The sequence below is a fragment of the Coleofasciculus sp. G2-EDA-02 genome, from assembly GCF_040226375.1.
Classification (GTDB): Bacteria; Cyanobacteriota; Cyanobacteriia; order Cyanobacteriales; family Coleofasciculaceae; genus Coleofasciculus.
In genome coordinates this window covers 1-9,965 of record NZ_JAVKEW010000061.1, presented here as the reverse complement: position 1 = coordinate 9,965, position 9,965 = coordinate 1, and the positions used below count along the sequence as shown (strand labels likewise).

Genomic DNA, 9,965 nt, shown 5'->3' with positions numbered 1-9,965 from the left:
CAATGGATAATGACCTCTCCTTAAAAGAAGAGGATTGAAATTAAGGAAAATCTTTTTTAATTTCTTCGTAAACGAAGAGGTCTTAGACCCAATTAATCAATTGTCAATTATCAATTATTAATTATCCATTGATAACTTTTTCTCAAGCTCGAAAAATAAAACTTTATTGCTAAGATGGATGAAAATCAACTATTAGAGCATTAAAAATTAATTTCAAAGACTGTGTGAGGGGCTTTCTTTATTTTAAGTCTACCATTAAGTTGTGCGACTAAAGCGTGAACTAATTGTAATCCTAATGTTTTCGGTGAATTAGAGTCAATCCATTCAGTTTTTGTTGGCTTGGTATTGCCCACTATTAATTGAATTGTGTGACTTTCTGTTTTATGGGAATGAATTTCAATCCAAATATGCCCTTGTCCGTTGTTTCTCAAAGCATGTTTTAAGGCATTAGAAATCAGTTCATTGAGAATCAATCCACAGTGAATTGCGGTAGATAAATCGAAGTTTATCTGTTGATCAACATTGAGTTTTACAATAACAGATTCGGGATGAATAGTATAGGTTTGAATCAGATGATAGGTGAGATTTTCGATATAATTGAGAAAATTAATCCGCTCCAAGTGATCGACTTGATAGAGTTCCTCATGGATAAGAGCCATGGATTTGATTCGGTTCTGATTTGCCTGGAAGAGTGCGAGAATCTCAGGATCATCAATTTGCTGGGATTGTAGAGCAAGCAAGCTAGAAACAAGTTGCAGGTTATTTTTTACGCGATGGTGAATTTCTTGGAACAGCACTTCCTTTTGCTGTAAAGAAATCTTAAGCTGATCCTCGATATGTTTGCGCTCGCTAATATCCATTGCCGCGCAGGTAATTCCCTCGATGTCTCCGATTGAGCTGCGTAAGGGTTCGACGGTTAAATCGTAGTATCGCTGTTTACCATGAATGGTGAGGGATACTTGATCTCGCATTCCTACCCCACTGCTGAGTACACGTTGCTTAATGGACATTAACCGTTGCGCTTCCTGGGGGGCTAGGAGTTCGCTGTCGGTTTTTCCCAAGATAGTATCCACTTCGCCATCAGAAACCGAATTGTAGACCCAAGTGTAGCGTAACTGATGATCTTGATTAAACACCACCAAGGGTGCATGTTTGAGCGCCGTGCGGAAGCGAGTTTCACTTTGCCGTAGTGCTTCTTCTACCTGTTGACGTTCCCTCAATTCAGATTGTAACTTAGCATACAATTGGGCTTGATGAATCGCGATCGCACAATGATCAGCAATAGCTTGGACAAACTCAATATCCTCTGTGTTCCATTCCCGTGAATCATCACACTGGTGTAAACTAATTCCACCAATATAGGAATTTTGGTGAAGCAATGGCACAATCAAAATAGCGCGAATTTTACAATCCTGCGCCGCCTTGATTAACACCTCTGGCAAATTGGGAGTAATTTGCGGGAAAACCACAGGCTGACCCTGACTTAACTTCTGGTGGTGATACCGATAAAAATCACAGTAGACACCCAAAACACTCTCCCGTTGTGCTGTCGCTTCAGAAACGTGATGCGCCCTCATTTGCGACTCATCATCCGGTCGAAAAATCAAACAGCGACTGACATTGAGCGTTTCATGGAGTTGATCGACTGTGGTTTGGAGAATATTTTCCAACACCAACGTACCCCGCATCGCTTGAACAATTTGGTTGAGTAATGTCTGTCGGGAGACTTGGCGTCGCAGTTCAACAAGTTCGTTTTCTAATGCGGTAATATGGGTCGAGTTAGGAGAGTCTACCTCTAGGTGAGAGTTGGATGGCTGATCAACGGACATGGTTTTCCTCGGGGAAAGGACATAACAGAAAAAATTTGATTTTAGTTCATTAAGGTAGGTTTTGAATAGGTATCAGAAGTTAAATTTTCTCGCCTCTCTCTAAAGGTATATTGGTTCTACCCAAGATGGTATGCTGAATAAATACTTCTTAAAGAGAACTCTTTACCGACTTGGGGTAGGAAAGTTACGCTGCAAATGTCGAGTTACAATCAACGACTAAAAAAGCTGTAATAATTCATCATAAACAGTGATTTTATTTAAACAATAATATTGCATTATATCGCGATCCAGTTGAGTTTTATAGGAAAGTTTACCATTCATACCTCATCCTTTAGTAAACAGCTAGAGACCACTTGAAGCTAAACTGAAGACTTAAGAATCCATGATTGACATCTTTGTCGGACATCGGCGGCGATGGCTAGCTGAGTGATTCTTGATTTCCTTTGCCCGGTTGGAGTGAGGAACAATCTATTTCTAGAACTCTAACCATTCAACTCTTGCAATCCGGATCTAGCACAGTATAGAAATATCCAGGCTAATTATGTCTGACTTGAGTGAAAACAAAATTCCCCTCCAGAGGGGATCGCGCAGTGAATTGCGGGAGTTAGTTCGGACTCAACTGCAAATGCTGTTGGAACAAGAAAATTTTCAGGGCGCTAAACAGGTATTAGTGCCCGTACAACCGGTGGACATCGCCGACGCAATCGAAGGATTGCCAGACGCCCTACAGGTTATCGCATTCCGCTTACTCTCTAAAGCTGAGGCGATTGAAGTTTACGAGTACCTTGACTCTAGCGTCCAACAGTCGCTGATTGAGGAATTTAAACGCCAAGATGTACTTGACATCGTGGACAAAATGTCCCCAGATGATCGAGTCCGATTGTTTGATGAATTACCCGCAAAAGTTGTCCGCCGTTTGCTTGCTCAACTGAGTCCCCAGGAACGCCAAGCCACCGCCCAACTCCTCGGTTATGGAGCCGATACAGCGGGGCGAATTATGACCCCGGAGTATATTTCTCTTAAAGAAAGCTTAACTCTGGGCGAAACCCTAGAACGGATTCGCAGTTTAGCCAGTACCACAGAGACGATTTATTATGTTTATGTCACTGATGCAGGGCGACACCTAAGTGGAATTGTATCATTGCGGGATTTAGTCGTGTCTCCACCGGAAAAAACCCTGGGTGAAGTGATGACTCGCGATGTGGTTTGTGTGCACACGGATACGGATCAAGAAGAAGTGGCGCGGTTAATCCAACGCTATGACTTTCTAGCAGTACCGGTGGTTGATCGAGAACATCGTTTGGTGGGGATTGTCACTGTTGATGATGTGATCGATATTTTAGAACGAGAAACCACGGAAGATATTTATGCCTTAGGCGGTGGGGTACAATCCGGGCGTGATAATTACTTTCAAACCAATTTAATTACCGTTGCTCGTAAACGAGTGGTTTGGTTATTTGTGTTGTTACTGACAAACAGTGTGACTGCCACTATTATTAACTCTCAATCAGAAATTTTACAGAAAGTTGTGGCGCTTGCCGCATTTATTCCTCTGCTGACGGGTACAGGGGGGAATGTGGGCGCTCAATCTTCAACGGTGGTGATTCGTGGTTTAAACACTGACGAAATTCGCGATATGGGTTCATTGCAGGTGATCGGGCGCGAGGCAATGGCAGGAGCTATACTGGGTACAATTTTAGGAGTAGTGGCGACGGTTTGGGCATATTTACTCAGAGATGATATAAATGTTGCCTTTGCGGTGGGAACCAGTTTAGTTGCCATCGCGATTCTTGCATCGGTGGCGGGTTCGGCGTTACCCTTTCTGTTCCGTTCCCTGGGATTAGATCCCGCTTTGATGTCAGCACCGTTTATTACGACGGCGGTTGATGTGTTAGGTGTGTTGATTTATTTCAGTATCGCCAAGATGGTTCTTCTTTAGTCATTTGTCGATTTTTTTCATAATTCATACTTCATACTTCGTGACATCCTCATGACATGAACAGGGAATGCTAACTCACCGTCTTAAAATTGCCGAGTGTATCTTTGTTGCTGTCTCAATCATTGGCTGGGTTGTAGCGGCGGCGTCTGGTAAAATTGTCTATGGAGCGGTTCCGTTGTCGATTACACTGTTGCTCAATCTGAGCAATCGCCTACGGTTTGAGCAACACAGCCGACATCGGCTCACGGGAGCCATCGCTCAACTGCATCGACAAGTGTCCCAAGAGAGTCAATCTTTGTACCAACAGCAGCTTAATCAGGCGCTAGCATCTCTACAAGGGAAACTCCCCGACTATCTGGCTCAAATTGAGAACCCCGCTTCGGAATTAGGGGCGATCAAAATTGCACAACTTCAAGCTCGAATTGTTAGTGTAGAACAATCGCTGCGGAATGTTGTGGATTATCTCAATAGTGCTTCATTGCCAAACCACATCGAGCAATTAGAAGCCGCGATCGCACAAGTAATTGCCGATATTGATAAGATACAGTACCAAATCCCTGTTGCCACCGATCCAGAACGATCAACCCATTGGTACACAGAGGCGGGGGGTGAGCCGTCTTTATTTCCTGTCGCTTCCGAGTCGGTTTCTTCTATAAGTGATCACAGAGCAGGGGCTGTAGGGGCGGGTTTTACAGATAACTTGGGCGAGGAAACTGATAATTTGACGAAACCCGCCCTTTTTGGCGAGCCTGATCCGAATTCCATTGCTCCCGAACCGATCATACCCAATTGGAAGTTTAGATTAACCCTAAAAGGACATCAGGATTGGATTAGTGCTTTGGCAATGAGTTCTGATGGGCAAATCCTTGCTAGTGGTAGTTTAGACAAAACTGTAAAGCTGTGGTATATAGAGACGGGTGATCTGATTCATACATTTAGTGATCATCAGCAGGGAGTTCTTTGTCTTACCTTAAGTCCTGATAGCAAATGGCTGGCGAGTGGTGGATTTGATCAGATGATTAAGGTATGGAATCTAGAGACTGGAGAATTATGCCATACCTTGAGGGGTCATAATGGTTCTGTGCGATCGCTCGTGATCACGCCGGATAGCCAAACCCTGATCAGTGCTAGTTTTGATCAAACCATTAAGCTGTGGCAATTGGAGCGGGGAGAATTTTTGCAGGATTTAGTCCAAGAAGCTGGACGATTAGCCGCGATCGCATTAACTCCAGATGGCAAAACCCTTGTCAGTGGTGGCGGAGATGGCATTATTGATCTGTGGCATTTTAATCCTTTTGATCTAAAACTGAGTCTTACAGACAATCTGAGTTCGATTCACTCCCTTGCCTTAAGTCCCGATGGGCGTCGGTTAGCCGCCGCCTGTACTGATGGTACTCTGAAGGTATGGCAACTCGATAGTGCTGAACTGGTAGAGATGTGGCAATGTCCCTGTGCACCCGCGATGTCTATTGTTTTTAGTGATAATGGGCAAAGTGCGATCGCCGCTCATGCAGACGGTACGATTAAGATCTGGTGGCTAGGAATAGATGAGCCGTTGCTTGTCTTAGGCAATAACACTGTTGGTTCTGTGGTATCCGTTGCTCTAAGTCCAGATGGTCAGTGGTTAGCTGGAGGCAATCGGGATGGTACAGTTAACATGATTGGCGTAAATCCCCTTCTTCCGCGAAGCAAGAAGGGGTGTAGGTTCCGGAAATCGGAGGTACGGAGATTTCCAATAGACTAATTTAAGCCTGTAAAATAGCTAGAATTATGCGATAATAAAAGTATGAAAATGCGAAGAATAACCTACAGAATCTATCCAAACAAAACCCAAAGTGATAAGTTACATTGGGCTAGAAAAATGCACGGCGAACTCTACAATGCGGCTGTGGCAAACCGGAGGACGCAATATAAACAGTTTGGTCATTCTGTAGATTATTTTGAGCAACAGAATTGCCTGCCTGAGTTCAAAAAGGTATGGATTGAATATGCTGAATTAGGTTCTCAAACTCTGCAAGCTACATTAAAGCGTGTTGATTTGGCGTTTCAAAGGTTCTTCAAAGGCTTAGGTAAATACCCAAAGTTCAAAGCTAAACGTAGATATGCTGGTTGGACTTATCCCGGTAAAGCTAGCTGGAAAGTGCATTCTAATGGACAGAACGGACATCTAGAATTGCGAGATTTAGGCGTAAAGCTACAAATCAGGGGAAAGGCTAGAACTTGGGGAACGCCTACAACATGTACTATATGCTTGAGAAACGGCAAATGGTACGCATCTATTACAGTTCAGTGCGAACCAAATAGAGCAACAAATACAGGCTCTATTGGCATTGACCTAGGCTGTAAAGAGGCAATAACGCTATCAACTGGTGAAAAGATTGCTAAACCCTCCTTTATTAAGGAAGGACAGGCAAAGGTAAAAGCTGCATCAAAGCGTTTAAGACGCAAGAGAGCGCCTAACAGAAACAAGAAAATAAAAGGTTCAAGCAGATGGAAGAAAGAACGTAGACGAGTCTCAAAACTCCAAAGCAAGGTAGCGCGTCAGAGAGAAGACTGGCTGCACAAAACAACTAGCGATATAGTTGGCGGTAATAGCCTAATCGCAGGAGAGCAGTTAAACGTCAAAGGAATGACTAGCAAAGCCAAAAAGGGTAAGCGTAAAAAGCAAAAAGCAGGCTTAAACCGCTCTATCCTAGATGTTGGTTTTGCTACTATCGGTCAGCTTTTAGACTACAAAGCGGCTGAAGCTGGCGGATTCTATGTTGAGTCGCCAACTCAAAAGCTCAAACCAACTCAAAGATGCGTAAAGTGTTGGGAACTAACGCCTAAAACTTTAGCTGATCGAGTACATATTTGCGCTAATCCTGACTGTAATCATGTTGAGGATAGAGACGTGAATGCTGCTCAAGTAAACGAAACTTGGGCAAGGGGTTTGGAACGAACCTCTTTAGACGTAGAGTCGCCTAGCGCTACCGCGTGCGGAAGTATGCGGCAACTAGGGACTTTGAAACGCCAGAAACAGCGACTTCAACGAAGTAAGTCGCTGTAGTTCATACTTTGGCAGCAATTTTCAGGTTTGTAGAGACGTGCCATGGCGCGTCTTCAGATTTGTATAGGGGCTCTTTTCACTACTATCGTTTCCTACCTCACAAAAGATGTAACTCGCGCCCGCCCCGACTATTACTGTATTCATCCCTGTTCCCTGTTCCCTGTTCCCTGACGAATGACAAATGACGAATGACAAACATAATTGGCTTTTTATCGCTGAATCTGTTGCTGTTGCTGCCTCATTTGTGGGAGTCGCCATAGCGGTTCTATCCGGACAGATGATTTATGGATTAGCGCCTTTAGCCATCTCCTTGTTACTCAATCTAATTAATCGCCGTCGTGTTGTCCGATTTCTTCGGCATAAGATCAGCGATCGCACTCAAATTGACAACTTAAGCCGAGATATGCAAACTTTGAGTACAGAACTTGCTCAACTTAAGCAACATCATTCTAATTTGGCTAATCTGGTATCTAGGGAGGAACTTTCTGCTGTTGTCTCTACCGTTGAGGCAATTAATGAGCAGCAAAAGGGATTGCGACGTTCTCTGGTTCCCCTACAATCGAAACTTGATGAATTGAATCAAAAATTTACCCAGCGTCCAGAATTAGAACAGATTGAGACTTTAGCCGGGATTATCGTAGCACTTAAACAAACCATTGATCAGCTTCCCCAGCCTGAGCGCACCTCCGTTGCTCTCAACCCAGAACGAGTTGAACGATTAGAACGTGCGATCGCGCAAATCCAACAGGAACTCGAGCAACTTCAACAGTAAGCGCGTTATGAGACTTAGGCAAGGATTGGAACCCAACCTGTAACATCCGCGTCCATAGCTACCATATTGAGTTGTTAATCTCCAAGAGGAACACGCCTCTGTTCACTTTGCCAATCAGTACAACCTCGTGCCAAAGTCAAAAACCCAATTGCCAGAGATTCCCAAACAATGAAATAGGTTAGTCATGGATAAAAGACACCTTTCCCTCTCTACTCCCCCTACTAATATGTCACCTCTGTCCATCCTCTCTCATTCTGCGGGGAGTGTCTTGGGCTTTTTGCGCTGGGGAACAGCATTTGTCACAGCAGCATTTGCCACTGGACTAGTGATGACTCCTGACGTTGATGCTCAATCCGCCACACCGCAACCAATATTTGAGAACGTAAAACTGGGGCGACGATTTTCACCCGATCCTTTTGTCATTCGCGGTATCAGTGGCGGTTCCGTTTCAACCCAAGCTGTTTCGGGTCGTACCGAAACACCAACCGGTTCTTGTATTGGGTATATTGATGAACCGCCTGATCATATCCTAGAGCTAACTTCTTTTTTCAACTATCTCAGCTTGCAAGTGGAAAGCCCTGAGGATACAACTCTATTGGTCAAAGGACCCGGCGGAAGTTGGTGTAATGATGACGCTGAAGGCAAAAATCCTGGAATTTCAGGTCAGTGGTTAGCAGGACAATATCAAGTTTGGGTTGGTTCTTTTCAAAAAGATAAGTATCATCCCTACGTGATTCGGATTAGCGAAGTTCAACTTCTCAATCCTGGACCCTCTCGACGCTGAAGCTAGGGTGTGGGGTGTGGGGTGTGGGGTGTGGGGTGTGGGGTATGGGGGAGACAAGGGAGATGGAGATGTTAATTTAAACCCAGACTCCGCACTTCATTTAATCTGTTAAAATCAAGTCCCCACGCATGACAGTAACCGCAAGTCCTGCAAGAATGACGCGATCGCTCCCAGTATACTGTACCTTGACTACGCCTCCTCGACGGGATGCTTGATACGCTAAAAACTCATCTTGACCGATGCGGAAGCGCCAGAAAGGTGCTAGACAGCAATGGGCTGCACCGGTTACCGGATCTTCATCAATTCCTAATCCCGGTGCAAAGAAACGAGAAACAAAATCATACTCTGAACCCGAATCAGTCTGACTGGTAACAATAACATTAGAGATAGGTAAGGTTTTGAGTAAACCAAAATTAGGCTGCACTTGTCGCACCATGTCTTCCGATTCTACTTCCACCAAATAGCCCAAAGAATTCTGCAAAACTGCTTTAATCGGTACGCCTAAGGCTTGAGTAAGTTCTGCGGGGGCGGTTGTGGGTTGGGAATGATTCACCGGGAAATCTAACTCAATCCATTCACCCTGACGCTGGGCGATGAGTATCCCACTTTTGGTATAGAAACGGGCGGCGGTATCGGGGGAAAGATGACCTTCTGACCATAATACATGGGCGCTGGCTAACGTGGCGTGACCGCAAAGGGGGACTTCTACTGTCGGGGTAAACCAACGCAGATTAAAACCATCGTCTTGCGGAACTAAAAAGGCGGTTTCAGACAGATTCATTTCCTGTGCCACATTCTGCATCCAGCTATCCGGTTGGGGAGTTGACAAAACACAGACAGCGGCTGGATTTCCTGTAAATGGGGTATGGGTGAAGGCATCAACTTGAATGATCGGGTATTTCATTGCTTCAGTGGTCAGTTTACACCGATCCCCAATTTCTCAAAGAATTCGCGGATCTTACTGGTATAGATTTTAGACTCAAATGATTTACAGTTTCTCAATCTCTTCTCTAGTCAGTCCTGTTGCTGCTGTGATGGTGTCAAGATCAGTCCCTTGTTGTTTTAAGATTCTGGCTATGTTAATCTTTTCTTGCTGTTTACCTTGCTCCATGCCCTCTTTAATCCCTTTTTCAATGCCCTCCTTGAGTCCCTCTTCTAAACCCTGCAATCTTCCCTCTGAGCGTGAACTTTCTATTAGACTGATTTCGTAGCGCCGATTTTCCATAAATCTCAGGTAGTTGGCTCTTTCTTCTTCACTCAAACTATCGACGAGTAAATTTTCCTTCGCTTCCGCTAACCCTTGGGCGGTAAATTCTTCTTTGATTTGGCTCTTTTTCAGAAAATATATCCATTCATCTAGGGTATCTTTCGCCACATCGTTAAAGTTGTTGACTTTAATCACATAATACTCGGGAAAAATCTCATAGACCTCTTGGATATTAAATAACTTCCGCTGGTTGATTGATAGACCTAATTTATCATCTAAATGAAGACCACGAAAATCTAATGTCCCTTGGTAAATATAATCATCTCCCTGTCCCAGAGAAAAGTAGACGATATTCACTGAATAGACTTTTTTGACGTTCCCGTAA

General features: G+C 44.2%; 7 protein-coding genes and 1 pseudogene. 5 read left to right on the top strand and 3 right to left on the bottom strand.

The window, feature by feature from the left end; translation table 11 throughout:
• Nucleotides 1–200: 200 nt before the first annotated feature.
• Nucleotides 201–1,829, bottom strand: coding sequence for a histidine kinase dimerization/phosphoacceptor domain -containing protein (locus RLO19_RS06070; protein WP_446354748.1), 1,629 nt, complete (start codon nucleotides 1,827–1,829; stop codon nucleotides 201–203).
• A 541-nt stretch (nucleotides 1,830–2,370) separates the two neighbouring features.
• Here RLO19_RS06070 and mgtE point away from each other — a divergent pair.
• The 5 genes from mgtE (at nucleotide 2,371) to RLO19_RS06045 (ending at nucleotide 8,373) form a co-directional block, all read left to right on the top strand.
• Nucleotides 2,371–3,768 carry a magnesium transporter gene (mgtE, locus tag RLO19_RS06065; RefSeq protein ID WP_446354746.1) on the top strand — a complete coding sequence of 466 codons (1,398 nt, stop codon included), beginning with the start codon at nucleotides 2,371–2,373 and terminating at the stop codon, nucleotides 3,766–3,768.
• Between the two features lie 67 nt (nucleotides 3,769–3,835).
• Nucleotides 3,836–5,512: a WD40 repeat domain-containing protein gene (locus RLO19_RS06060; protein ID WP_446354744.1), complete on the top strand. Its 1,677-nt coding sequence runs from the start codon at nucleotides 3,836–3,838 to the stop codon at nucleotides 5,510–5,512.
• Between the two features lie 42 nt (nucleotides 5,513–5,554).
• Entirely contained in the window at nucleotides 5,555–6,817 is a 1,263-nt protein-coding gene (locus RLO19_RS06055; protein ID WP_446354742.1) for an RNA-guided endonuclease InsQ/TnpB family protein, read from the top strand.
• Between the two features lie 181 nt (nucleotides 6,818–6,998).
• Nucleotides 6,999–7,589: a hypothetical protein gene (locus RLO19_RS06050; protein ID WP_446354740.1), complete on the top strand. Its 591-nt coding sequence runs from the start codon at nucleotides 6,999–7,001 to the stop codon at nucleotides 7,587–7,589.
• A gap of 226 nt (nucleotides 7,590–7,815) precedes the next feature.
• The gene (locus tag RLO19_RS06045) at nucleotides 7,816–8,373 is read left to right on the top strand and encodes a hypothetical protein (protein ID WP_446354738.1); all 558 of its coding nucleotides are present in this window, start codon (nucleotides 7,816–7,818) and stop codon (nucleotides 8,371–8,373) included.
• A 100-nt stretch (nucleotides 8,374–8,473) separates the two neighbouring features.
• Here RLO19_RS06045 and RLO19_RS06040 read toward each other — a convergent pair whose 3' ends face one another.
• The gene (locus RLO19_RS06040) at nucleotides 8,474–9,277 is read right to left on the bottom strand and encodes a PhzF family phenazine biosynthesis protein (protein WP_446354736.1); all 804 of its coding nucleotides are present in this window, start codon (nucleotides 9,275–9,277) and stop codon (nucleotides 8,474–8,476) included.
• Between the two features lie 84 nt (nucleotides 9,278–9,361).
• A pseudogene (locus RLO19_RS06035) lies at nucleotides 9,362–9,965 on the bottom strand (hypothetical protein); the annotation flags it as partial.

Coding starts and splice junctions, on each gene's coding strand:
- RLO19_RS06070 (WP_446354748.1), bottom strand. CDS start 1,829: ATGTCCGTTGATCAGCCATCCAACTCTCACCTAGAGGTAGACTCTCCT.
- RLO19_RS06060 (WP_446354744.1), top strand. CDS start 3,836: ATGCTAACTCACCGTCTTAAAATTGCCGAGTGTATCTTTGTTGCTGTC.
- RLO19_RS06050 (WP_446354740.1), top strand. CDS start 6,999: ATGACGAATGACAAACATAATTGGCTTTTTATCGCTGAATCTGTTGCT.
- mgtE (WP_446354746.1), top strand. CDS start 2,371: ATGTCTGACTTGAGTGAAAACAAAATTCCCCTCCAGAGGGGATCGCGC.
- RLO19_RS06055 (WP_446354742.1), top strand. CDS start 5,555: ATGAAAATGCGAAGAATAACCTACAGAATCTATCCAAACAAAACCCAA.
- RLO19_RS06040 (WP_446354736.1), bottom strand. CDS start 9,277: ATGAAATACCCGATCATTCAAGTTGATGCCTTCACCCATACCCCATTT.
- RLO19_RS06045 (WP_446354738.1), top strand. CDS start 7,816: ATGTCACCTCTGTCCATCCTCTCTCATTCTGCGGGGAGTGTCTTGGGC.